This is a genomic window from Microbacterium sp. PI-SA-G, assembly GCF_057215335.1.
Window position 1 is genome coordinate 106,045 of sequence record NZ_CM170103.1, and the last position, 24,408, is coordinate 130,452.

21 protein-coding genes and 1 pseudogene are annotated in these 24,408 nt (G+C 68.4%); 15 read left to right on the plus strand and 7 right to left on the minus strand.

All coding sequences use genetic code 11. From position 1 onward, the window contains the following. Positions 1–5 precede the first annotated feature (5 nt). Together AC2D10_RS00615 and AC2D10_RS00620 are read left to right on the plus strand one after the other, a co-directional pair. On the plus strand, positions 6–722 hold the full coding sequence (locus AC2D10_RS00615) for a methyltransferase domain-containing protein (RefSeq protein WP_484709852.1): 717 nt from the start codon (positions 6–8) through the stop codon (positions 720–722). Further along, entirely contained in the window at positions 715–1,893 is a 1,179-nt protein-coding gene (locus AC2D10_RS00620) for an FAD-dependent oxidoreductase (protein WP_484709853.1), read from the plus strand. Before AC2D10_RS00615 ends, AC2D10_RS00620 begins: the two co-directional genes overlap by 8 nt. Before the next feature lie 33 nt (positions 1,894–1,926). On the opposite strand, the gene lpdA is transcribed toward AC2D10_RS00620, so the two are convergent. Then, positions 1,927–3,324, minus strand: coding sequence for a dihydrolipoyl dehydrogenase (lpdA, locus tag AC2D10_RS00625; protein ID WP_484709854.1), 1,398 nt, complete (start codon positions 3,322–3,324; stop codon positions 1,927–1,929). A gap of 9 nt (positions 3,325–3,333) precedes the next feature. Further along, on the minus strand, positions 3,334–3,987 hold the full coding sequence (locus tag AC2D10_RS00630; protein WP_484709855.1) for a copper resistance CopC family protein: 654 nt from the start codon (positions 3,985–3,987) through the stop codon (positions 3,334–3,336). A gap of 100 nt (positions 3,988–4,087) precedes the next feature. On the opposite strand from AC2D10_RS00630, the gene AC2D10_RS00635 reads away from it, so the two are divergent. From AC2D10_RS00635 to AC2D10_RS00645, 3 genes are all read left to right on the plus strand, one after another. Next, the gene (locus AC2D10_RS00635) at positions 4,088–4,573 is read left to right on the plus strand and encodes an FHA domain-containing protein (RefSeq protein ID WP_484709856.1); all 486 of its coding nucleotides are present in this window, start codon (positions 4,088–4,090) and stop codon (positions 4,571–4,573) included. Further along, positions 4,573–5,259, plus strand: a complete 687-nt coding sequence (ftsR, locus tag AC2D10_RS00640) for a transcriptional regulator FtsR (RefSeq protein ID WP_484709857.1) — start codon at positions 4,573–4,575, stop codon at positions 5,257–5,259. The genes AC2D10_RS00635 and ftsR overlap by 1 nt, the downstream gene beginning before the upstream one ends. Before the next feature lie 98 nt (positions 5,260–5,357). Beyond that, on the plus strand, positions 5,358–5,903 hold the full coding sequence (locus AC2D10_RS00645; protein WP_484709858.1) for a MerR family transcriptional regulator: 546 nt from the start codon (positions 5,358–5,360) through the stop codon (positions 5,901–5,903). 89 nt (positions 5,904–5,992) lie between these two features. Here the strand turns inward: AC2D10_RS00645 and AC2D10_RS00650 are convergent. Further along, positions 5,993–6,804: pseudogene (locus tag AC2D10_RS00650) on the minus strand (ParA family protein). A gap of 93 nt (positions 6,805–6,897) precedes the next feature. Between AC2D10_RS00650 and AC2D10_RS00655 the strand changes: the two are divergent. The 3 genes from AC2D10_RS00655 (at position 6,898) to AC2D10_RS00665 (ending at position 12,651) form a co-directional block, all read left to right on the plus strand. Beyond that, positions 6,898–10,305 carry a pyruvate carboxylase gene (locus AC2D10_RS00655; RefSeq protein WP_484709859.1) on the plus strand — a complete coding sequence of 1,136 codons (3,408 nt, stop codon included), beginning with the start codon at positions 6,898–6,900 and terminating at the stop codon, positions 10,303–10,305. Positions 10,306–10,372: 67 nt separating this feature from the next. After that, positions 10,373–12,160, plus strand: a complete 1,788-nt coding sequence (locus AC2D10_RS00660) for a MinD/ParA family ATP-binding protein (RefSeq protein ID WP_484709860.1) — start codon at positions 10,373–10,375, stop codon at positions 12,158–12,160. Further along, positions 12,160–12,651, plus strand: coding sequence for a peptide deformylase (locus AC2D10_RS00665; RefSeq protein WP_484709861.1), 492 nt, complete (start codon positions 12,160–12,162; stop codon positions 12,649–12,651). Before AC2D10_RS00660 ends, AC2D10_RS00665 begins: the two co-directional genes overlap by 1 nt. A 22-nt stretch (positions 12,652–12,673) precedes the next feature. Here the strand turns inward: AC2D10_RS00665 and AC2D10_RS00670 are convergent, their stop codons facing one another. Beyond that, positions 12,674–14,506 (minus strand): AMP-dependent synthetase/ligase, encoded by a 1,833-nt coding sequence (locus AC2D10_RS00670; protein ID WP_484709862.1) that lies wholly within the window; start codon positions 14,504–14,506, stop codon positions 12,674–12,676. A 149-nt stretch (positions 14,507–14,655) separates the two neighbouring features. Between AC2D10_RS00670 and AC2D10_RS00675 the strand changes: the two genes are divergently transcribed. Then, entirely contained in the window at positions 14,656–15,354 is a 699-nt protein-coding gene (locus AC2D10_RS00675; RefSeq protein ID WP_484709863.1) for a lysophospholipid acyltransferase family protein, read from the plus strand. A gap of 39 nt (positions 15,355–15,393) precedes the next feature. After that, a complete protein-coding gene (locus AC2D10_RS00680; protein WP_484709864.1) occupies positions 15,394–16,734 on the plus strand; it encodes a class II 3-deoxy-7-phosphoheptulonate synthase in 1,341 nt (446 codons plus the stop codon). Between the two features lie 87 nt (positions 16,735–16,821). Here AC2D10_RS00680 and pknB read toward each other — a convergent pair whose 3' ends face one another. Together pknB and AC2D10_RS00690 are read right to left on the minus strand one after the other, a co-directional pair. Then, positions 16,822–18,771: a Stk1 family PASTA domain-containing Ser/Thr kinase gene (gene pknB, locus AC2D10_RS00685; protein WP_484709865.1), complete on the minus strand. Its 1,950-nt coding sequence runs from the start codon at positions 18,769–18,771 to the stop codon at positions 16,822–16,824. Between the two features lie 77 nt (positions 18,772–18,848). Continuing rightward, a complete protein-coding gene (locus AC2D10_RS00690) occupies positions 18,849–20,048 on the minus strand; it encodes a LysM peptidoglycan-binding domain-containing protein (RefSeq protein WP_484709866.1) in 1,200 nt (399 codons plus the stop codon). Between the two features lie 129 nt (positions 20,049–20,177). Here AC2D10_RS00690 and AC2D10_RS00695 point away from each other — a divergent pair, with 129 nt between their 5' ends. Continuing rightward, positions 20,178–20,528 carry an Rv2175c family DNA-binding protein gene (locus tag AC2D10_RS00695; protein WP_484709867.1) on the plus strand — a complete coding sequence of 117 codons (351 nt, stop codon included), beginning with the start codon at positions 20,178–20,180 and terminating at the stop codon, positions 20,526–20,528. 18 nt (positions 20,529–20,546) lie between these two features. On the opposite strand, the gene AC2D10_RS00700 is transcribed toward AC2D10_RS00695, so the two are convergent. Beyond that, the gene (locus AC2D10_RS00700) at positions 20,547–21,644 is read right to left on the minus strand and encodes a polyprenyl synthetase family protein (protein WP_484709868.1); all 1,098 of its coding nucleotides are present in this window, start codon (positions 21,642–21,644) and stop codon (positions 20,547–20,549) included. A gap of 83 nt (positions 21,645–21,727) precedes the next feature. On the opposite strand from AC2D10_RS00700, the gene AC2D10_RS00705 reads away from it, so the two are divergent. The 4 genes from AC2D10_RS00705 to ftsL all read left to right on the plus strand — a co-directional run bounded on the left by AC2D10_RS00705 (position 21,728) and on the right by ftsL (position 24,393). Continuing rightward, positions 21,728–22,102, plus strand: a complete 375-nt coding sequence (locus AC2D10_RS00705) for a DUF3040 domain-containing protein (protein WP_484709869.1) — start codon at positions 21,728–21,730, stop codon at positions 22,100–22,102. A 267-nt stretch (positions 22,103–22,369) separates the two neighbouring features. Then, on the plus strand, positions 22,370–22,801 hold the full coding sequence (mraZ, locus tag AC2D10_RS00710; protein WP_484709870.1) for a division/cell wall cluster transcriptional repressor MraZ: 432 nt from the start codon (positions 22,370–22,372) through the stop codon (positions 22,799–22,801). Positions 22,802–22,903: 102 nt separating this feature from the next. Next, on the plus strand, positions 22,904–23,842 hold the full coding sequence (gene rsmH / locus AC2D10_RS00715; protein WP_484709871.1) for a 16S rRNA (cytosine(1402)-N(4))-methyltransferase RsmH: 939 nt from the start codon (positions 22,904–22,906) through the stop codon (positions 23,840–23,842). After that, positions 23,839–24,393 carry a cell division protein FtsL gene (gene ftsL, locus AC2D10_RS00720; protein WP_484709872.1) on the plus strand — a complete coding sequence of 185 codons (555 nt, stop codon included), beginning with the start codon at positions 23,839–23,841 and terminating at the stop codon, positions 24,391–24,393. Before rsmH ends, ftsL begins: the two co-directional genes overlap by 4 nt. Positions 24,394–24,408 lie beyond the last annotated feature (15 nt).

Below are 24,408 nucleotides of genomic sequence, written 5' to 3' on the forward strand. Positions count from 1 at the left end.
GAGACATGCGACTCGACCTCTCGTCGCGAGCCGCTGACGCTCGCGAGCTGATGGACGAAGCCGATGCCGACCCCGACATGCTGGCGCAGACGTACCGGCGGTTCCGCACGGTCAACGCCCTGATCTCGCGCCCCGGTGCCCTGTACCGTCGCGACGTCCGTCCGCGCGCTCGCGCCGGTCGCATCCGCATCCTCGACGTGGGAGCCGGGGGCGGTGACCTGTGTCGCGCCCTGGCAGCGTTCCTCCGTCGCGATGGCTTGGACGCGGAGATCACGGCGTTGGATCCCGATGAGCGCGCGATGCGCTGGGCTGAAGCGCACGATGCGGGGGCAGGCATTCGCTACCGCGTCGCAGCCACGGATGAGCTGGCCGCGTCGGGAGAGACGTTCGACGTCATCGTCTCGAACCACCTGCTGCATCATCTGACAGCGGATCAGCTCTCTGCGGTGCTCTGCGACACGCGTGCACTCGTCTCCGAGAGTGGAGTCGTGGCGCATCACGACATCGCCCGGAGTCGAGCCGCCTATGCGGCGTTCGCCGCGGTGACCTGGCCGTTCGCGCGCAACTTCCTCGCGGGGTCGTTCATCCGCGAGGACGGCCTCATCAGCATCCGCCGCTCCTACACGGCCGCAGAGCTGCGGGCGCGGGTGCCGCAGGGGTGGACGGTCCGTCAGGGCGTGCCCGCTCGTCTGCAGCTGCGGTGGGAGGGCACCGGTGTCTGACAGCGCATCGATCCCGCACCACGACGTCGTCATCGTCGGAGCGGGGCCGGTGGGGCTGCTGCTGGCGTGCCTGCTGGCGCAGGAGGGGGTGGATGCGGTCGTGCTGGAGCGGCGTGACGGTCCGGACACACGCACGCGTGCCATCGGGGTGCACCCGCCCGGCATGAGCGCCCTCGACGCGGTCGAACTCGGTGACGCCGCCCGTCGAGAGGGGCTCGCGCTGGAGGGCGGCGACGTCTTCAGCCGCGGGCGGCGGCTCGCATCCGTGGACTTCTCGGCGGAGCGCCGTGTGCACGTCCTGCCGCAGTCGGTGACGACGCAACTGCTCGGCGGACGCCTGCATGCGCTCGCTCCGAACAGTCTTCGGCGGGGGACGACGGTGACGGGTCTTCGCGAGGAGCGTGATGGGGTGCGCGTGTCGATCGTTCGCGACGGACGGCAGCACGAGCAGACCGCGTCCCTGGTGGTCGCCGCCGACGGGGTGCGCAGCCCGGTTCGCGCGAGCATCGGCGCGACCTGGCAGCGCCGCCGCGGACACGCGACCTACGCGATGGTCGATGTGCACGACCCCACCGCCGAGGCGCGAGCCGGTCTGTACTGCGAGCCCGACGGGCTGGTCGAGTCGTTCCCGCTGCCGAAAGGCCGACGCCGGTGGGTGATCCGTCTCCGCGGCGGCGCGGGTGCCGCGACTCTCACCGAGCTGCCGGCCGACGACCTGCGCCGCGAGATCGAGTCGCGCACCGGCATCCGTCCCGACATCCCGCATGACGCGCCCACGTCGGTGTTCCGGGCGTCGCAGCATCTCGCGCGCCCCGGGTTCCGGAGCCGCATCGCGCTGCTGGGCGACGCGGCGCACGAGATCAGCCCGATCGGCGGCCAGGGGATGAACCTCGGATGGGTTGACGCGCGACGGCTGGCCGACGTGATCGTCCGTGGTCGCGCGAGCGGTGTCGTCGACCTTGCCGCGTACGAGCGGACGGTGCGTCGCTCGGCGCGAGCAGCGCACCGACGCTCGGAGTTCTACATGGCGATGGGCGGTCCCGGAAATCCGATGGCGATGTCCGGGCGCGCGGCGCTGATCCGCGCACTCGGGTCCGCACCCCTGCGTGAGTGGACATCGGGGTTGATCACGATGCAGAACGCCGGACGCACGAAGGCCCGGTCCGCCTGAAGCGGTGACCGGGCCTTCGTGACTGAGCGCTGATCAGAAGTTGATCATGTGTCCTGCGAGGCCGTGGAAGCCCTCCTGCAGCGCCTCCGACAGCGTCGGATGCGTGTGCACGTTGCGTGCGAGCTCCAGCGCGGTGAGGTCCCACTTCTGAGCGAGCGTCAGCTCGGGCAGCAGCTCCGACACGTCGGGGCCGATCATGTGCGCGCCGATGAGCTCGAGGTGCTCGGCGTCGGCGATGAGCTTGACGAAGCCGACCGGCTCGCCCAGCCCGTGCGCCTTGCCGTTCGCCATGAACGGGAAGGAGACGACCTTGATGTCGCGGCCCTCGTCCTTGGCCTGCTGCTCCGTCAGTCCGAAGGAGGCGACCTGCGGCGAGCAGAACGTGGCGCGCGGCATCATGCGGTAGTCGCCGAGGGTCTGCGTCTCGGCCTTGCCGATGGTCTCGGCGGCGACGACGGCCTGCGCCTCGGCCACGTGGGCCAGCTGCAGCTTCGCGGTGACGTCGCCGATGGCGTAGATGCCCTCGACGTTGGTGCGCATGTGGTCGTCGATGGCGATCGCGCCGCGCTCGGTGAGCTCGACGCCCGTGGCCTCGAGACCGAAGCCCTCGATGTTGGGGGCGAATCCGACCGACATGAGCACCTTGTCGGCCTCGATCGAGCTCTGCTGCCCGTCCTTGCCCGTGTAGGTGACGGTGACGGAGGAGCCGTTGTCGACGACTGTCTCGACCTTGGTGGAGGTGAGGATGTCGACGCCGTAGTTCTTGTACTGCTTGGTGATCTCCTTCGACACGTCGGCGTCCTCGTTGGGAAGCGCGCGGTCGAGGAACTCGATGATCGTGACCTTCACGCCGTAGTTCGTCATGACGTAGGCGAACTCCATGCCGATGGCGCCGGCGCCCACGATGACGATCGACTTCGGAAGCTCGCGGCTCATGATCTGCTCTTCGTACGTGACCACGTTGTCGCTGAGCTGCACGCCGGGAAGAAGGCGCACCTTCGAGCCGGTGGAGATGATCGCGTTGTCGAAGGTGACCTCTTCGGTCGACCCGTCCGACTTCGCCACCGAGATCGCCTTGGGACCGGTGAAGGTTCCGCGGCCGTCGTACTCGGTGACCTTGTTCTTCTTCATCAGGAAGTGGATGCCCTTGACGCGGCCTTCGGCCACGACACGGCTGCGATCGAAGGCCTTGCCGTAGTCGATCGTGAACTCACCGGAGATGCCGAAGAACTCGGCCTTGTGGTTCAGCGTGTGCGCGAGCTCCGCGTTCTTCAGGAGAGCCTTGGAGGGGATGCAGCCGACGTTCAGGCACACACCGCCCCAGTACTTCTCTTCGATGATGGCGGTGGACAGACCCAGCTGCGCGCTGCGAACCGCAGCGACGTATCCACCAGGACCTGCACCGAGGATGACGACATCGTAATGTGGCATGCCTTAAGCCTATCGCTCGTTGGAGGGGGAGGAATCGGCTCCGGCGGCCTTCTTCCGTCCGCGCAGGACCAGCCACACGACGAGTGCGATCACGGCCAGCGCGGCGATGATCGACACGATCCAGATGGCCGGAGCCGAACTCGCCGACTCCTCGCCGTCAGGCGCGCTGGTGGCAGTGGCGTCGGGGGTCGCGGTCTGCTGCGGGGTGGCCGTCTCGGTCGGGGGAGCGGTCGTCGGCTCCGCGGTCGCGACAGGGGGAGTGCCGGCCGTCGTCACCGTGAAGAAGAACTCGTCGGAGGTGGGATGCCCGTCGCTCGAGACCACCTTCCAGACCACGTGGTATTCGCCCGCCTCGCCGGCGGCGGTGAGCGGTTGCGTCACGACGGCCCCCTCGACGGTGGCCGCGCCGTCGGTGACGGAGGTCCCTGCGGCATCCGTCACCACCACCTCTGTCGCGCCCTCGCCCGTGATCAGCTCGGCGCTGAAGGTGAGCGTCAGCTCCGCGGGAAGGGTCTCGACCGTGCTGTCCGCCGCGGGAGACGAGGCGATCAGGCCGTCATGGGCCGACGCTGCGAGCGGTGAGAAGAGAGTGAGGAACGCGGCGAGCAGGCTCACGGCGAGAGCGATCGGAAGGAAAGGGCGTCGACGGGCTGCAGTGTTCACAGTCCCAGCCTAGGGAATCAGCCGTATGAGACGGCCGACTGGGAACGCGGCTCCCGGGAGTGCCCCGCGATCCGTTAGTCTGGGGAACGAGGAGGGCAAAGTGACAGACAGCGAAAGCCGATCGGCCGGGGACGCCGCGATCCACCGTTCCGGCGAACAGAAGCACGACGTGACACAGACGTTCGGACACGATTCCGACCTGTCATTCGTGCCGTTCGGCGTGGAACTCACCGAGGTCGAGCAGACCGCCATCGCGGCACTGCCCTCGGGCTCCGCACTGCTGCTGGTCCGCTCCGGCGCACTCGCCGGTGCGCGGTACCTCCTCGACACCGACGTGACCACGGTGGGCCGCCATCCCGAGGCCGACATCTTCTTCGACGATGTGACCGTGTCACGACGTCACGCCGAGATCACCCGTAACGGGACCTCGTTCGAGATCATCGATCAGCGCTCCCTCAACGGCACCTACGCGAACGGAGAGCGAGTCGATCGCAGTGCGCTCGTCGACGGCTCCGAGCTGCGTGTCGGCAAGTTCCGCCTGAACTTCTTCGCCTCTCCGCTCGATCGCCCGGCGACGAACGCCTGATGGCGGCGTCCCCCGCCCGCGAACGCTCAGCGTCCGCGGGGCTACTGAGCATCGGTCAGGTCCTGGCCCGGCTCACCCCCGACTTCCCCGATCTGACGTCGAGCAAGCTGCGCTTCCTCGAAGTACAGGGGATCGTCACGCCGTCGCGGACGGAGTCCGGGTACCGGAAGTTCTCGGCATCCGACATCGAGCGCCTGCGGGTGGGACTCACGCTTCAGCGCGATCACTATCTTCCCCTGAGCGTCATCCGGGAGCAGCTCGACGAAGCGGAGCAGCGCGGCGAGGCCGCCTCACTCCTACCGCCGCCGTCGATCACGCCGGCCCCGCGTCGCTACCGTCGCGAAGAACTCCTGGCGGCCGCCGGAGCCGGACCCCAGCTGCTCAATGACGCGATCAGCACCGGTGTCATCGTCGCTCAGGAGAGCTACCCGGATTCCGTGCTGGCGCTGCTGCGCGGTCTCGTCGCGCTCGACAGACACGGGATCGAGCCGCGTCACCTCCGCTCCCTGCGTCAGGGCGCGGAGCGCGAGGTCGCGCTGATCGAGTCGGCGATGTCGGCTCTGCTGCGTCGGACCGACACCGCATCGCGGGCGAAGGCCAGCGAACTCGCACCCGAACTGGTCGGCAAGATCGACGAGGTGCGGGCGCTCTTCATCAAGGATGCGCTGTCGCGGATCCTTTCGTAACGAACTGGTTGCGACACACCTTCAGGGTCCCGCAGATGTCATTGCTGCTGTCGGGGCACTGCTCTACCGTGGAGATAACCGTTCCAGGGAGGAATTCAATGAATGCGGATGAGCGTGCGGGGACCCCGCAGTTCGCGACCGAACTCCTCTTCACCGACGGTCTGCCGGCCATGGACGACGAGGTCGGCTACCGCGGTGCGGTCGCCGCACGCGCGGCGGGCATCACCTACCGGCAGCTGGATTACTGGGCCCGCACCGAGCTGGTCGAGCCCACGGTGCGCGGCGCGAGCGGCTCCGGTTCGCAGCGCCTGTACGGGTTCCGCGACATCCTCGTGCTCAAGCTCGTGAAGAGCCTGCTCGACACCGGCATCTCCCTGCAGCAGATCCGCACCGCCGTGGATGAGCTGCGCCGCGCCGGCATCCGCGATCTCGCCGGCACCACGCTCATGAGCGACGGTGCGTCGGTCTATCTCTGCACCTCGAACGACGAGGTCATCGACCTGGTCAGCCGCGGTCAGGGCGTCTTCGGCATCGCCGTGGGCAAGGTCCTCCGTGAGGTGGAGTCCACGCTCGTCGCCTTCGATGCCGCCCTGCCGGACCCCATCGACGAGCTTTCCGCCCGTCGTACCAAGCGCTCAGCCTGACCGCGGGCGACGCCCGCGTCGATCAGGCACCACAGCAGAACGGCCACCCTCGGATGAGGGTGGCCGTTTCGCTGTGCACGAGACGCTGATCAGCTCTGGGCGCCGATCTCCGGAACGGCGATGCGCCCGGTGCGGATGATGCGGTCGAGCAGCTGGTCGAAGTCGGAGGCGAGCTCCTGCGCCGAGTCACCGGGCCAGATGTGCAGGGGCTTCGCCGCCCCCTGAGCCTGTTGCAGCGAGGTGCGCTCCGGGAGTTGAGGAGCGAGCACGAGCGGGCCGAACATGTCGCGCAGCTCCTTGATGCGGAACTGGTGCTCGATCGACTGCGGACGGACGCGGTTGACCACGATGCCCAGCGGCTGGAGTCGGGGGAGAGGCCACGGCGGATCTCCTCGATCGCGCGCAGCGCGCGGTCGGCGGCCGCGACGGAGAAGAGACCGGGCTCGGTGACGACTATGACGCGGTCGCTCGCCGCCCAGGCGGTGCGGGTCAGTGCGTTCAGAGACGGCGCGCAGTCCACGAGCACGAGGTCGTAGTCGGCCTCGACAGCCGCGAGAGCCTCCTCGAGCTTCCACACGTCGCGGACGCTCGGGTGCGGTCCGTCGAAGTTGATCGCCGAGGGGCTGCCGATGAGCACGTCGATGGTGCCGGGGTGAACCTTCGCCCATCCGCTGGAGGTGATGGCCTGTCGGACCACCTTCTCCTTCGGGTTCGCCAGGACATCGGCGATGTTGAGGCGGCCGGCCACCTGGATGTCCATGCCGGTCGAGACGTCGGATTGGGGGTCGAGGTCGACGACGAGAGTACGGACGCCCCGGGCGAAGGCCGCAGAGGCCAAGCCGAGGGTCACCGTGGTCTTGCCGACGCCTCCCTTGAGGGAACTGACGCTGAGTACGTGCACGGACTCCACGTTACCTTCCTCTAGGCTGAGGGAACACTCAGCCCCGCCCCATGTGCGTCTATTGCGACGCGCATCGAGCTTTCAGAGGTGTGCATGTTCCAGAAGATCCTTGTGGCCAACCGCGGCGAGATCGCGATCCGGGCGTTTCGCGCGGCGTTCGAGGTCGGAGCCAAGACCGTGGCGGTCTTCCCGCACGAGGACCGGGGCTCCGTGCACCGGCTCAAGGCGGACGAGGCGTACGAGATCGGGGAGCGCGGCCATCCGGTGCGCGCGTACCTGAACGTCGACGAGATCATCCGCGTGGCCCGGGAGTCGGGCGCTGACGCGATCTACCCCGGATACGGGTTCCTCTCCGAGAACCCGGAGCTGGCGGAGAAAGCGGCCGCCAACGGCATCGTGTTCATCGGTCCGCCGGCGACGGTGCTCGAGATGGCGGGCAACAAGGTCGAGGCCAAGCGCCACGCCGTCGAGGCGGGCGTGCCCGTGCTGCGGTCGACCGAGGCGTCGGATGACGTGGAATTCCTCGTCGCGCAGGCAGAGGACATCGGCTTCCCGCTCTTCGCGAAAGCTGTCGCCGGTGGTGGCGGCCGCGGGATGCGGCGTGTGGAGTCCGCCGGCGATCTGGCCCCCGCGTTGGCGGAGGCGATGCGCGAGGCAGCCAGTGCGTTCGGCGACGCGCGCATGTTCCTGGAGCAGGCGGTCGTGCGCCCGCGCCACATCGAAGTGCAGATCCTCGCCGACAAGACCGGCGAGACCGTGCACCTGTTCGAGCGTGACTGCTCGGTGCAGCGCCGCCACCAGAAGGTGGTCGAGATCGCGCCGGCGCCGAACCTCGACGACACCGTGCGCACCGCGCTGCACGGCTACGCCGTCGCCTTCGCGCGGTCGATCGGCTACGAGAACGCCGGCACCGTGGAGTTCCTCCTGGAGACAGCGGGGGAGCGCACGGGCGAGGTGGTGTTCATCGAGATGAACCCCCGTATCCAGGTCGAGCACACCGTGACCGAGGAGGTCACCGACGTCGACCTCGTGCAGAGCCAGATGCGGATCGCCGCGGGGCAGAGCCTGGCCGATCTCGGGCTGCAGCAGCAGAACCTGCACCTGCGCGGTGCGGCACTGCAGTGTCGCATCACCACCGAGGACCCGACGCAGGGGTTCCGCCCCGACACGGGAAAGATCACGACCTACCGTTCGCCCGGTGGCGCCGGCATCCGTCTCGACGGTGGAACCGTGCACCAGGGCGCGCAGATCAGCCCGCACTTCGACTCGATGCTGGCGAAGCTGACCTGTCGCGGTCGCGACTTCCCGGCGGCCGTCGCGCGCGCCCGTCGTGCCCTCGCCGAATTCCGTATCCGCGGGGTCTCCACCAACATCCCGTTCCTGCAGGCGCTGCTCGAGGACGACGCGTTCATCTCCGGCGACGTCAGCACCTCGTTCATCGACGAGCGGCCTGACCTGCTGCGTGGACGCGTGTCGAAGGACCGCGGCACCAAGATGCTGAACTGGCTGGTCGACGTCACCGTCAACAAGCCCCACGGAGTGCACCCCGGCTCGGTCGACCCGCGTACCAAGCTGCCCGCGGTCGACCTGAGCGCCGAGGCGCGGCCGGGGTCGCGGCAGCGGCTGCTCGAACTCGGTCCCGAGGGCTTCGCACGCGACCTGCGTGCGCAGAGCGCCCTCGCCATCACCGACACGACGTTCCGTGACGCGCATCAGTCGCTTCTCGCGACGCGGGTGCGCACCAAGGATCTCGTCGCCGCGGCTCCGTACATCGCGCAGCTGACACCGGGTCTCCTCTCGGTCGAGGCCTGGGGCGGAGCGACCTACGACGTGGCGCTGCGATTCCTGGGCGAGGACCCGTGGGAGCGGCTCGACAAACTTCGCGACGCGCTCCCCAATGTCGCGATCCAGATGCTCCTGCGCGGTCGGAACACGGTGGGATACACGCCGTACCCGACCGCGGTGACCGATGCATTCGTCGCAGAAGCCGCCGCCAGCGGAGTCGACATCTTCCGCATCTTCGATGCGCTGAACGACGTCGAGCAGATGCGGCCGGCGATCGAGGCGGTCCGCCGCACGGGAACTGCGGTCGCCGAGGTGGCCATGTGCTACACCGGCGACCTGCTCAACCCCGCGGAGGATCTCTACACGCTGGACTACTACCTCGGTCTCGCGGATCAGATCGTCGCTGCCGGCGCTCACATCATCGCGATCAAGGACATGGCCGGGCTCCTTCGCCCCGCCGCCGGAGCGAAGCTGGTGTCGGCGCTCCGGGAGCGCTTCGATCTACCGGTCCACCTACACACGCACGACACGGCCGGTGGCCAGCTGGCGACTCTGCTCGCAGCGAGCGCTGTCGGCGTCGATGCGGTCGACGCGGCATCCGCCCCCCTGTCCGGAACCACCAGTCAGCCCTCGTTGTCTGCTCTCGTCGCCGCGCTGGCGAACACCGACCGCGACAGCGGCATCGATCTCGGCAGCGTGTCGGATCTTGAGCCCTACTGGGAGGCAGTGCGCCTCCAGTACGCGCCGTTCGAGTCCGGGCTGCCGGGGCCCACTGGCCGGGTCTACCACCACGAGATCCCGGGCGGGCAGCTCTCCAACCTGCGTCAGCAGGCGAAGGCGCTCGGTCTCGCCGACGACTTCGAGCTGATCGAGGACATGTACGCCGCGGCTGACCGCATCCTGGGTCGCGTTCCCAAGGTGACTCCGTCGTCGAAGGTCGTCGGCGACCTCGCACTGCACCTCGCCGCCGTCAAGGCGGATCCGGCCGACTTCGAGGCCAACCCCGAGAAGTATGACGTGCCCGACTCGGTCGTCGGGTTCATGGCCGGCGAACTCGGAGACCTCCCCGGAGGCTGGCCCGAGCCGTTCCGCACGAAGGTGCTGGCCGGACGTTCGGTCCGCATCGGGCTGACCGAGATCTCGGCGGACGACGAGGCGGCGCTGGCCGCGGGCAGCGCCGAACGGCGAGCCCGGCTCAACGCCCTGCTCTTCCCCGCACCGACGAAGACGTTCACCGAGACGCGCGAGCTCTACGGCGATCTCTCGGTCCTCGACACGAGCGACTACCTGTACGGCCTGGTCCAGGGGCGGGAGCACCTGATCGAGATCGACCGCGGCGTGCAGCTGTACGTCGGTCTCGAGGCCATCGGAGACGCCGATGACAAGGGCATGCGCACGGTCATGACCACGCTCAACGGTCAGCTGCGACCGGTGTTCGTGCGCGACACGTCGATCGTCGTGGACGCGCTCGAGATCGAGAAGGCCGATACGTCGGTCCTCGGCCAGGTGGCGGCTCCGTTCTCGGGAGTGGTGACGCTCAAGGCCGAGGTCGGGGCGACTGTCCGGGCGGGAGAGCCGGTCGCGTCGATCGAGGCGATGAAGATGGAAGCGGCCATCACCGCGCCCACCGACGGCGTCGTCGAGAGGCTCGCCATCTCCGCCACACAGCAGGTGGATGCCGGGGATCTTTTGCTCGTGATCCGTCCGGCGCACTAACCTTGTCCGGCGGGGGCCGCGCACCGAGTGCGCACCCGAGGCTTCCGTACAGGCTTGGAGTGACATCGTGACCCCGAAGAACACCGACGACCCCCGCGACGAGGATCCGCTGGGGGTGCTCGATGACGCCGCGTCCCTCGACACATCCGGCATCGGAATCCTCAACGCGACCGCGCAGATCAGCGTCATCATGCCTCAAGACGAAGACGACGCCCTCGCCGACGACGGTGTGCTCGACGGCGAGGTCATCGTCGACCTGATCGTCGACGAGGAGCCTCTCGAACTGGTCAAGCCGGTCGAGGTGGCCAAGAGCTTCAGCGCTGCCCCCGCCGTGGAAGCGGCGCCCGATATGCCAGAAGACGAGCCTGTCGAGGACGAGCCGGCAGAGATGCCGATCGTGCACGAGCCGTTCGTGGCGGACGCGGATGCTGCTGAGGAAGAGCGCGCTGCCGTCGAGCAGCGTGTGGCTGAGGCTGAGCGCGCTGCTGAGGCCGAGCGCGTGGCTGAGGTTGAGCGTGCGGCCGAGGCTGAGCGCGTGGCTGAGGCAGAGCGCGTGGCTGAGGCTGAGCGTGCGGCCGAGGCAGAGCGCGCCGCCGAGGCCGAGGTTGAGGCCGCCGCCGAGGCTGAGCGTGCGGCCGAGGCTGAGCGTGCGGCCGAGGCTGAGGAGGAACGCGTCGCCGCTACGCAGCGCGCCGCGGATGAGTTCCTCGCACGGTCCCACACCGACGCCGTCGCGCAGTCGGCGGCTCTCGCGGCATCTCCCGTGCCGACGCCGAAGGAGAAGGAGAAGGAGATCACGGTGAGCACACCCCAGGACAAGCCCGTCGTTCCACAGCCGACGCGAGCCTCGGCCCGCACCGACGTGACGCTCACGTCGAAGCGCCTGGGCGAGCTGGGCGAGTCCGGACGCGAGAGCGCCGACCTGCTGACCGCTGACCGGCTGCTCGACCCGCACCGCGTCACGAAGCCGGAGCCCGAGGGCAGCTGGAGCCACTTCCTGTACTCGATCTCGGGACGCCGCATCAACATCGGCGACGGGCGCAAGGTCAAGGAGCGCAAGGCGCTGTCGGCGCGGATCGCGGCGCCGCTCGCCGGTGGAGCGCGGTTCGTCCCGGTCCTCTCGCGCAAGGGCGGGGTCGGAAAGACCACGATCACGGCGCTTCTCGGCATGGCGCTGGCCGACGCCCGCGACGACCGGGTCATCGCCGTCGACGCGAACCCCGATCGGGGCACGCTCGCAGACCGCGTCGTGCGCCCGCATCACTCCAAGTCGGTGCGCGATCTGGTGCGCATCCACGAAGAGGTCCGCGGCTACCACGACATCTCCGCGATCGTCGCGCGCGATGCGACGCGCCTCGACGTGCTCGCGTCGGATGTCGACCCGCACGTCGCCGACGCGTTCAGTGACAGCGATTACCGTGACGTCGCCGGGGTGGCGGCGCACTACTACTCCCTGGTGCTCACCGACACCGGCACGGGCATCGTGCACTCCGTGATGTCGGCGACCCTCGACCTCGCCGATCAGATCGTCATCGTCTCCGGACTGAGCGTCGACGAAGCTCGACTCGCCTCCGAGACTCTCACGTGGCTCGAGAGCAACGGGTACGAGGAGCAGGCGCGTTCGGCGATCGTCGTGCTGAACCAGTCGACGCCGGGTGCGCCGTTGGTGCGTCTGAACGAGCTCGAGGCTCACTTCGCCACGCGCGCAGCGCGCGTGGTGCGCATGCCGTACGACGCCCAGATCGCCGGCGGCGGCACCATCGTCTTCGCTCACCTGCGGGCCGAGACGCGTGCAGCCGCACGCAATCTCGCCGCCCTGCTGGTCGAGGGCCTGCGGGCCAAGAGCGCCGCCTGATGACCGTCCGCGAGATCCGCATCTTCGGCGACCCCGTTCTGCGCACGGCATGCGCGCCCATCGATAACATCCACGACGGCATCCGGGCGCTCGTGGCCGACCTGATCGAGACTGTCGAACTGCCCGGCCGTGCCGGTGTCGCCGCGCCGCAGATCGGCGTCGCGCTACGCGCCTTCAGCTACAACATCGACGGTGACATCGGGTACGTCCTGAACCCGGTCCTCACCGAGGTCCGAGGCGACCCCGTGCCCACGGGGGAGGGCTGCCTCTCAGTGCCCGGGCTCTGGCACGACGCGTTGCGCCACCCCTGGGCACGTGTGGAGGGCATCGATCTCGACGGTCAACCCGTCGTCCTCGAAGGTGACGGACTGCTCGCGCAGGCGCTGCAGCACGAGACCGATCACCTCGACGGCATGCTGTTCCTGTCACGACTGGATGCGGATACCCGGCGCGTCGCGATGCGCGAAGTGCGCGAGAGCTCCTGGTTCTAGCCCTCGCGCACCGGCGTCAGGGTCAGCCGCCGATCGCGACGTTGGTCGTGGAGACGGGCTCGTCGTAGATCGCGGTGATCTCGTCGGCGAAGTCGCTCATGATGACGTTGCGCTTGATCGAGAGCTTCGGGGTGAGGTGCCCGGAGGCCTCGGTCCACTCCGAGTCGAGGATCGTGAACTTGCGGATCGACTCCGCGCGTGACACTCGGCCGTTGGCGGCGTCGACCGCGCGCTGGATCTCGGCGCGGACGGTCGTGTTCTTCGCGGCATCGGCCAGGCTCATGTCGCCCGGGAGCCCGTTGTTCGACAGCCAGTTCGGCAGCATCTCGGGGTCGAGCGTGACGAGAGCCGAGATGAACGGGCGCTGGTCTCCGACCACCACGACCTGACCGACGATCGGGTTGGCGCGGATCGGGTCCTCGAGCGCAGCCGGGGCGACGTTCTTGCCGCCGGCCGTCACGATGATCTCCTTCTTACGGCCGGTGATGGTGAGGAAGCCCTCCGAGTCGAAGCTGCCGATGTCGCCGGTGCGGAACCAGCCACCCTCGCTGAACGCCTCGGCCGTGGCCTCGGGGTTGTTCCAGTACTCGCGGAACACGTTGACGCCGCGGACCTCGATCTCGCCATCGTCGGCGAGCCGCACGCCGATGCCGGGGAGCGCGGGGCCGACGGTGCCGATCTTCGACTTGTCGGCGAGGTTCACCGTCGCAGGTGCCGTGGTCTCGGTGAGTCCGTAGCCCTCGAGGATGACCACGCCGAGGCTGTGGAAGAAGTGCCCGAGGCGAGCGCCCAGCGGGGCCGAACCCGACACCGCGTACTCGACGTTGCCGCCCATCGCCGCGCGCAGCTTGCTGTAGACCAGCTTGTTGAACAGGGCGAACTTCAGCTTCATCCCGAAGGGGATCTTGCCGCCTGCTTCCAGGATCTTCGAGTGCTCGATGGCGACGTCCGCGGCGGCGCGGAAGATCTTGCCCTTGCCTCCGGCCTCGGCCTTCTGCTCGGCGGAGTTGTAGACCTTCTCGAACACGCGGGGGACCGCGAGCAGGAAGGTCGGTTTGAAGGAGCCGAGCGCGGGAAGCAGCTGGCGCGTGTCGGGCTGGTGACCGGTGCGGACTCCCGCGTGGATGTCGAGGATCGAGATGAAGCGCGCGAACACGTGCGCCGTCGTGATGAACAGCAGGGTGGACGCGCCCGGCGTCTGCACGACGGCACTCAGAGCCTTGGCGGAGTTGCGCGAGAGCTCGACGAAGTTGCTGTGCGTCAGCACGCATCCCTTCGGCCGCCCGGTGGACCCTGAGGTGTAGATGAGCGTCGCGATATCGGAGCCCTTGGCGAGGCGACGTCGGCGCGCGATCTCGGCATCTTCGACGTTTGCGCCCTGAGCGGTGAGCGAGGCGATCGCGCCGAGATGCAGCTGCCAGGTCTGACGGATCAGCGGCAGGTCGCTGCGCACCTCATCGACGCGGGCGAAGTGCTCCGGGGATTCGACGATGAGCGCGCTCGCTCCGGAGTCCTCCATGATCCACTGGATCTGCGAGGGAGAGCTCGTCTCATAGATCGGCACCATCACGGCTCCGGCGTAGAAGAGCGCGAAGTCGATCAGCGTCCACTCGTAGGTGGTGCGCGCGAGGAACCCGACCTTCTCTCCCGGCTGGATGCCGGCGGCGACGAATCCCTTGGCCACGGCGATGACCGCGGTCTCGAAATCGGCGGCGGTGATGTCGCGCCATCCCTCGCCCTCGGGCACGGAGAACAGCGCACGATCGGGAGTTGCTTCGACGCGTTTCGCCAAGAGGTCGGCGATGTTCGCATCGGGGTCGGCGGGCACGATCGCGGGGACTTCAAACTGGACCACGGCAGCTCCTTCGGTACCGATCGGGACGGATTGAGTCGAGTCTAGAGCATGGCACCGGGTCGCACACGGGGTGGTACTGAGTCGCGGATCGCGGCTTTCTGATATATCGACGACGGCGGATGCGGAGCGCGACGCTAGACTTCACCTCGATGTTCTACTGGCTCATGAAGTACGTCGTGATCGGCCCCGTGGTCAAGGCGATCTTCCGTCCCTGGATCGTGGGACGCAACAACGTGCCCGCGAACGGCGCTGCCATCCTCGCCAGCAATCATCTGTCGTTCGCCGACTCGATCTTCCTGCCGCTGGTCATCGACCGCCGCATGTCGTTCCTCGCCAAGAGCGACTACTTCACCGGGCGCGGGCCCAAGGGGTGGGCGACCAAGTTCTTCATGAAGGCGACCGGTCAGATCCCGATCGATCGGTCCGGCGGCAAGGCCTCCGAGGCGTCGCTGAACACCGGACTCCAGGTGCTCGGTGGCGGAGACCTGCTCGGCATCTACCCCGAGGGAACGCGCAGCCCCGACGGCAAGCTGTACCGCGGGCGCACCGGCATCGCACGGATGGCCCTCGAGGCGCGGGTGCCGGTGGTTCCCGTCATCATGGTCGACACCGACACGGCGATGCCCATCGGGCAGCGGCTGCCCCGCGTCGTGCGGGTCGGGATCGTCATCGGGGAGCCCCTGGACTTCTCCCGGTACGCCGGCATGGAGAACGACCGATATATCCTTCGATCCGTCACGGACGAGATCATGGTCGCGCTGCAGCGACTGGGTGAGCAGCACTACGAAGACGTCTACGCGTCGACGGTCAAGGACCGGCTCCCCACCCGCGTCACACAGCGGTCCTGACGCGGCTGGCCCACCCCCGCGACCACTAGGCTGGTGGGCATGCTTCCGCACCATATCGACGCCCTTGACGCATGGCGCTCGCTCCCCATCAAGCAGCAGCCGCAGTGGAACGACACCGCGCGTGTCGCGGAGGTCTCGCAGCAGATCGCCGGACTCCCGCCGCTCGTCTTCGCGGGTGAGGTCGACAATCTCCGCGAGCGTCTCGCCCGCGCGGCGTCCGGCCAGGCCTTCCTGCTGCAGGGTGGCGACTGCGCCGAGACCTTCGCCGGCGCGACGGCCGACCAGATCCGCAACCGCATCAAGACGGTCCTGCAGATGGCGGTCGTGCTCACGTACGGCGCCGCGATGCCCGTGGTGAAGATGGGACGCATGGCGGGGCAGTTCGCGAAGCCGCGTTCGAGCGACACCGAGACCCGCGGCGATGTGACGCTGCCGGCATACCGCGGTGACATCGTGAACGGCTACGACTTCACCGAGGGGTCTCGCCAGCCGGACCCGGGTCGTCTGCTGCAGGGGTACCACACCGCTGTCTCGACGCTGAACCTCATCCGCGCCTTCACGCAGGGTGGGTTCGCAGACCTTCGCGAGGTGCACTCGTGGAACAAGGGCTTCGCGCAGAACCCGGCGAACCAGCGGTACGAGCGCATGGCGGCCGACATCGACCGCGCGATCAAGTTCATGGAGGCCGCGGGCGCCGATTTCGACGAGCTCAAGCGCGTCGAGTTCTTCACCGGCCACGAGGGCCTGCTCATGGACTACGAGCGCCCCATGACCCGCATCGACTCCCGCACGGACACGCCGTACAACACCTCGGCCCACTTCCTGTGGATCGGGGAGCGCACGCGCGAGCTCGACGGCGCGCACGTCGACTACTTCTCGAAGATCCGCAACCCCATCGGGGTCAAGCTCGGACCCACGACGACTCCCGAGACGGCCCTGGCGCTGATCGACAAGCTCGACCCCGAGCGCGAGCCCGGCCGTCTGACCTTCATCACGCGCATGGGTGCCGGCAAGATCCGCGACGCGCTGCCGCCGCTGCTCGAGGCCGTCCGAGACTCGGGTGCTCAGCCGCTGTGGGTCACCGACCCGATGCACGGCAACGGCATCACCACGCCCACCGGTTACAAGACGCGTCGCTTCGACGACGTCGTCGACGAGGTGCGCGGCTTCTTCGAGGCGCACCGCGCGGTTGGCACCTTCCCCGGCGGCATCCACGTCGAGCTCACGGGCGACGACGTCACCGAGTGCCTGGGCGGATCCGAGCACATCGACGAAGCGGCCCTGGCCACCCGGTACGAGAGCCTGTGCGACCCGCGGCTCAACCACATGCAGTCGCTCGAACTGGCCTTCCTCGTGGCTGAGGAGCTCGAGAAGCGCTGAGCTGCGGCATCACCAAGAACCGCCCTCCCCGATCGTTCGGGAAGGGCGGTTCTGTGTCCGTCGCGAGCGAATGCGCCGATCAGCCGCTCAGCCGCTCAGCTGGATGGAGAGTTTCACGGTGCCGCCGCGGGGGAGCGAGCTCGGCTCCTGCGCCGTGACCCGAGCCAGCTCCGCGAACCCGGGCAGATCGCCCCAAGCGGCGTACGAGGCGACGAATCCATAACCGGCGTCTCGAAGGATCTGCTTCGCGTCGACCAGCGTCTCGCCGGTCACGTCGGGCACCGGGAACAACTCGGCACCCTTCGACACGATCAGCTGCACGGTGTCACCCGGGCGCCAGTTGCCCTCCTCTGCACGGTCGACCACGCCGATCACCGTGTCCTTGTCGACGTCATCGCTGAACTGGTACACGGACTCGCCTGCGATGGTGAGGCCCTTCTCGGTGAGGGTCGTCGACGCCTGGTCGATGCTCATGCCCGATACATCGGGGAAGGCGCCGGCGGAGACGTAGAGCTCGACCGAGTCGTCCTCGAGCAGTTCGCATCCCTCGGCGCACTGGTACGGCTCCCCACCGGCTCGCGGTGTGACGAAGGCGTTGATCACCACGCCCTCGTCGGCGTCGGAGAACAGGATCAGAGGTGTCTCGGCGACGTTGACCTCGATGTCGGCGAGGTAGTCGCGCGCCTCGTCCTCGCTCTTGCCGTTGAGCGCTTCGACGGTGTGCGACGCGGGGCCGAGCGAGATGACCACGGTCACCTCTGCGCCCTTGTCCAGACGCGCGCCCGGTTCGGGGTCACTGCGGATCGCGGTGTCGCGATCGACGTCGATGGAGTTCTCCTCGGCTCTGACCGGCACGAATCCGTCGTCGATGAGCACGGCGGACGCCTCGTCGTAGGTCCTCCCCGCCACCTCGGGGACCGCGACCAGTGAGCCGGGGCCGGAACCGAACCACCAGCCGACGCCGCCGGCGAGCACGGCGAGGAGCAGCACCAGGGCGAGGAGGAAGGCGCCGCGCGCCCGCCGCTTCGACGCCCGACGACGCAGCACGGTCGCGTTGTCGACGGGCTGCTGCGGAGCGGCGGTCGGTGCTGACATCACCATCGTGCTGTTCGGCATGACTTTGGTGAGGTCGCCGGAGTCGGCGTGAGCGCGCAGGACCTGAGTGGTCGCAGCCGCACGCGCCGGGGCGACTCCGAGGTCGCGCTCGATCTCGCGGAGGCGCTCGAGCATCTGCTGCGCGTCGTCGGGGCGTTCGTCCGGCGATTTCTCGGTCGCCCACAGAACGAGCTCGTCGAGCTGCTCGGGAACGGCGGGGTTGCGCACGCTCGGACGAGGCACGGACTCGGTCGCGTGCTGGAAGGCGATCTGCATGGGCTGTTCGCCCTTGTACGGCTGCTCGCCGACGAGCATCTCGTACAGCATGATGCCGAGGGCGTAGATGTCGCTGCGGGCATCCGCGGTCCCGCGCGTGACAAGCTCGGGGGCGAGGTAGGCGATCGTGCCGAGCAGCTGCTGTCCGGTGGCGGTGTTCGCCGTGGTGGCGCGCGCGAGGCCGAAGTCGCCGATCTTGATGCGTCCGTCTTCGGCGAGGAGGACGTTCTCGGGCTTGACGTCGCGATGCACGATGTCGGCGCGGTGTGCGGCCGACAGCCCCGCGAGCACGGCATCCATGATCGTGATCGTCTGGGGGATCGTGAGCCGCTTCTGCTCGCGGAGGAGCTCGCGCAGGGTGATTCCCGGCAGGTACTCCATCACGAGGTAGGCGAGCTCGCCGTCCTGCCCCTGATCGAAGACGTTCACGACGTGCGGGTCGGCGAGACGAGCCGCGGAGCGTGCCTCTTGGATGAACCGGCTCTGGAACGCCGAGTCGTCGCTGAGGTGCGCATGCATCACCTTGAGCGCGATGCGTCGCTCGAGCCGCAGATCCGTCGCGACGTAGACCGTCGCCATACCGCCACGCGCGATGCGGGCGCGGACCCGGTACCGACCGTCGACAAGCCGCCCGATGAGGGGGTCGGCCTGCTGATTCGACGTCACGTCTGAATTCTATTGAGAACTGCCTGGGAGCCCGGGGAACGGCTCACCCTCAGGCTCGCCGGTTTTCGTGACGACTCTCAGCCATGCTGCGCGAGCCACGCGTACGCCTGGGCCTCCCACTGGCCGTACCGACCGGGGAATGCCGAGATCTGCACGGCCTGCGCGGCGTCGGTGAACGCCATGCTCTCCCAGCCGGGGACGTCGAGGAGTCCGCGCGTGTTCCAGCCGTTCGGATCGCTCCGGCCGCCGTAGAAGACGCGCGTGCTGCGGTCGGCGTCGAGGATCTGCTCGCGTGCGCCCCACCCGGTGCTCGGTCGCTGCTGGAAGATGCCCAGCGAATCCCGGTCGCCCCAGTCGAGGTTGCGCATGCCAGACTCGACCATTGCGGTCGCCAACGCGATCGCGACGCCGCGGTCGGAGACCCCGAGTTCGCGTCCGATGCGGATGATCAGGGAGGCGTTGGCGGCCTGCTCGGCACTCAGGGTCGCCTGCAGCTGTCCACTCGGACCGGGTGCCGGTGCGACAGCGGTCGGCTCCGCGGCGGGAGCCGCCGAGCCGACGACCAGCGACTGCCCGGGGTAGATGATCGACGACGCGTCGAGGCCGTTCAAGGCGAAGACCGCCTGCGTGGTCGTGCCGTATTTCTTCGCGATCGCGAAGACCGTGTCGCCGGCGACGACGGCGTGGCTCGCGGTCGCAGCCTGGGCTGTGGGGGGAGCGGCGGCTGCGGGCGCGGCGGGTGCCGGCTGCGCCGTCCCGCCGATCGCGAGCTGCTGCCCGGGGTAGATGACGGATGCGCGCGACAGACCGTTGGCCGCGAGGACGGCATCGACAGTTGTGCCGTACTTGTTCGCTATCGCGAAGATCGTGTCGCCGGCGACGACCGTGTGCGCCGCGGAAGCGGCGGCGGGCGCGGGGGTCGGGGCGGGCGCCGGAGCCGCGCTCGACTGCAGCGCGATGCTCTGACCGGGGTAGATGACCGAGCGCCAGGTCAGTCCGTTCCAGGTGAGCAGGTCGACGGTGCTGAGACCGAAACGGCCGGCGATGGACGAGACCGTGTCGCCGGGTTGCACGACGTAGCTCGTCGGTGATGTCTGTGCCGGGGCGACCCGGGTGGCGACGCCCTGCAGGCGCTCGACCGGCAGCGCATGCGGTGAGGTGTCTGCGGCGGCGGCGGGAGAGGCCGCCATGGTGCCGGCGAGAGCGCCCAGCACCATCGCGGGGATGCCGAGCGGGAAGTGATGGCGCGTACGACGCGCGGTGCTGTCGAGTCTCAAGGAGTCCCCTTTCCGAGCTCATGACACGCTGACACGGATGTAAACAGAAGTCAACGCGAGTGACGCAAGTGACACGTGTGAAAGTTGTGGCGATATGCACTCCTGCGGCAGAGATGAGATAGTGGCAAGGTGTCTGAGAACGTTGCTGCGACCCCTGCTCCCGAGTGGCTGACCATGCCCGACCTCGTCGAGGTGCTCGACGTCCCGCTGGGTCGCGTGCGACGCCTGATCGACGAGCACTACCTGGTGGGCTCGCGCCGGAACGGCGCGTTCGCTGTGCCCTCGGTGTTCATCGTCGACGGAGAGCCGCTGAGCTCCCTGCGAGGCACCATCATCGTGCTGCAGGACGCCGGATTCTCTGACGACGAGCTCATCGACTGGCTGCTCGCCGACGAGGAGTCGCTGGGGCGTTCGCCGATCGAGTCGCTTCGCGCCGGCCACAAGAGCGCGGTTCGCCGGCTCGCGCAGACACTCGCCTGAGCGGCTCTCGACCGGGAGTCAGGCGGACCGGACGGTCGCGGCCCGTGCGAGATCGCGCAGGTCCCCGACCGCCGCGTTGTCCAGTGATGTGCCGATGAGAGCCCGATCGGCTTCCTTGGCGTAGTCGGCGATCATCGTCTCGACGCGGTCGACCGCACCGGAATCCACGATCGTCGCCTGCAGGAACGAGACCTGCTGTGCGGTGAGCTCGGGATCGCCGAGCATCTCGTCGAGAACTGCGCGGGCGGAGGGACCGAGTCGTTCCCGTGTGAGAGCGATCAGGACCGTCCTCTTGCCTTCGCGCAGATCGTCACCCGCTGGTTTGCCCGTGACGGAGGCATCGCCGAAGACGCCGAGGATGTCGTCACGCAGTTGGAAGGCCATCCCGACGGGCAGGCCGAAGCGGCTCAGTGACGCCATCTGCTCGTCGTCGGCGCCCGCGACAGCCGCGCCGAGTCGCAGCGGCTGCTGGATGCTGTAGCGCGCCGACTTGAGTGACGCGACCCGCAACGCCCGGTCGGCGTGGGTGCTGTCGGGGTTCACGCTCCACGCCGATTCCTCGGCGATGTCGAGGAACTGCCCGGTGGTGACGTCGCGGCGCATACGTGCGTATTCGGAGCGGACGATGTGCGCTCGCGGATGCTGCTTCAGAGTGGACTCGAGCAGGTCGTCGCTCCAGGCGACCAGCAGGTCTCCCAGCAGGATGGCGGCGGCCCGGCCGAACGACTCCGCGTCACCGGTCCAGGAGGCCGCTCTGTGCGCTGTCTCGAGCGCTCGGTGCGCCGCGGGCCGGCCGCGGCGGGTGTCGGAGTTGTCGATCAGGTCGTCGTGCACGAGAGCGGCGGACTGGAAGATCTCGAGCGCGGCGCAGACGTCCCACAGCACGTCGGGCTCTGTTGCCCCCCGGTGTGTGAGGTGCGCGATGCTCCGCCAGCCCGCGTGACAGAACCGGGCGCGAAGCCGCTTACCTCCGACGAGGGTGTCCGCCGCGGCCTCGAGAAACGCGACGGCATCGGGTCCGTACTCGGCCGATTCGGCGCGCATGCGCGAGAGGAAGAGGTCCAGCCGGGCGGCGACGGCGTCGGCGATGGGGGAGGGTGGCACGACTCCCAGCATACGTAAAGCAACCAGAGGCCGAACTGCTAGCCCCGATGCCTCGGCGCGCGTAGGATGGAGGCACCATACCCGAGGGGGACGAAATGCCACTCTCCGAACAGGAGCAGCGTCTGCTCGATGAGATGGAACGCCATCTCCTCCACAATGACGCCGACGTCGTGAGCGCGCCTTCTGGCGATCGTGCGCTGAGCTACCGCAATCTCGTGTACGGAGCGTTGCTGCTCCTCGTCGGCATCGGCGGACTCGTGGCCGGTGTGATCCTCGGAGACGTGCTCGGCATCGTGATCGGCGTCATCGGGTTCGCGGCCATGCTCGCCGGTGTGATGTTCGCCGTCACCCCGGTCCGCCGCACCACCCCGGTCGCTCCGCGCGAGACCTCCTCGGCCAAGCGCCAGGAATCGGGTTCCTTCATGGATCGCATGAACGATCGATGGGACCGCCGCCAGGACGGTCGCTGACCCTCCCCACCACTTCTTCTGAAGGCCCGGATGCATTGCGCATCCGGGCCTTTTTCGTGTTCTCAGCGTCGCGCGGTTGCCGGCCGCCGAGTGCCGATTTTCCTCCACCCGCGCTCCACTCCTCTCCACCGCGGTTTTCCGGGGAAGTGAGGGAGCTGCCGGGCGCTTTCAGATGGCGAGCAGCCGATTGCCCGTAGGAATGTGGAGGAAAGTGGAGTAATGTGGGGCGCACCTCGAGTTGGCCGGACGGAGAGGGGGTGATGGCCGATGTTGCTGGGAACGCACTCACCCAAGCTGGACGACAAAGGACGGGTCATCCTTCCTGCGAAGTTTCGTGAGGACCTCGGTGGCGGCATCGTCGTCACCCGGGGGCAGGAACGCTGCCTCTACGTCTTCAGCACGGCCGAGTTCGAGGCGATGCACGAGCGGATCCGTCAGGCGCCGCTCGCCAACAAGCAGGCGCGTGACTTCATGCGTCTGTTCCTCTCCGGTGCGAGTGCGGAGATGCCCGACAACCAGAACCGCATCACCATCCCCGCCCACCTGCGTCAGTACGCAGGGCTGCAGAAGGAACTCATCGTCACCGGAGTCGGCGCACACGCCGAGATCTGGGATGCCGAGAGCTGGAACGCCTACCTCGCCGCCGGTGAGGAGACCTACTCCGATCTCGAGCAGGAGGTGATTCCGGGACTCTTCTGACCACGGCTGTGATGCCCCGCCGCTCCCGCCCCGACACACTTCCCCGGTGCCGGGTCGCGAAGCGGAGGGGGATCAGAGCCGAAGGTCACCCCGAGAAAGATCATGAACCTCCGAGACATTCACACCCCCGTCCTGCTCGACCGCTGCGTCGAGTTGCTCGCCCCCGCCCTGCAGGCGGACGGCGCGGTGTTCGTCGACGCCACACTCGGCATGGGCGGACACTCGGAGGCTCTGCTCGAGCGCTTCCCGCACATCCGCCTGATCGGACTCGACCGCGACACCGACGCACTCCGCATCGCGGGAGAGCGCCTGGCGCGCTTCCGGGATCGCATCACCCTCGTGCACACCGTGTACGACGAGATCGGCCTGCATGCGCAGGGCGCCTCCGGCATCCTGTTCGATCTCGGCGTCTCCTCGCTTCAGCTCGACGAGGCCGAGCGCGGATTCGCGTACTCCAAGGACGCACCGCTCGACATGCGGATGGACCAGACCAAGGGTGTCACCGCTGCCGAGGTCATCGCGACCTACAACGAAGGCAACCTCCGCCGGATCTTCGAGCGCTACGGCGAAGAGAAGCTCGCCGGTCGATACGCCCGCTTCATCATCGACGCTCGCCAGAAGAAGCCGATCGAGCGTTCGGGCGAACTCGTCGAGATCCTCATCGCGGCGACGCCTGCGGCGGCCCAGCGCACCGGTCACCCCGCGAAGCGCGTGTTCCAGGCGCTGCGCATCGAGGTCAACACCGAACTCAACGTTCTCGCTGATGCCATCCCGGCCGCGATGGACTCGCTCTCCGTCGGCGGGCGAATCGTCGTGATGTCGTACCAGTCGCTGGAAGACCGGCTCGTCAAGCAGGCGTTCGTCGCAGCATCCGCCTCCACGGCTCCGGCCGGGCTTCCGGTGGAACTCCCGGAGCACGCGCCGCGATTCAAGATCCTGACCAAGGGGGCCGAACTCGCGCCCGAAGACGAGCGTGTTCGCAACCCCCGAGCGATCCCCGTGCGGCTCCGCGCCGCCGAGAAACTGCGGGAGCGCACATGAGCCTCAACGCCACCGTCCGTCAGCCGGCCCGTCCACTCGCGCCGTCCGCACCCGAACGGCGCCTGCGGCCCGTCACGCAGCCGGTGCCGCGACGCAAGCCGAAGCTCGCGTATGCACTCGTGGCCCTCGGGGGAGCGCTCGCGATCGGAGCGGCGCAGATCGCCCTGTCGCTCGCCATCACCCAGGACTCGTTCGCGCTGGCGTCCCTCTCGTCGCAGCAGCGCGAGCTCGACCTGCGCACGAACGCTCTGCAGGAGGAGCTGACCGGTCTGAACTCGCCTCAGGTGCTTGCCACCGAAGCCGCAGCTCTGGGCATGGTCGTCGCCGGCTCGCCGTCGTATCTGCGCCTGAGCGACGGAGCGGTCTTCGGCACCGGCATGGGCGCGGACTGGACGTCGACCGTCGACCCGGCAGGCGCCGGCGCGGTGGGCAACTCTCTGATCACCGCGCCTGCTGCGGAGACGCCGGTGATCCAGGAAGGCGCTGTGCCGCCCACCCAGGACCTGCCGCCCGCCATCACCGACGGACTCCCGAGCCCGACCACCCGCTGAGCCCGCACGACCACC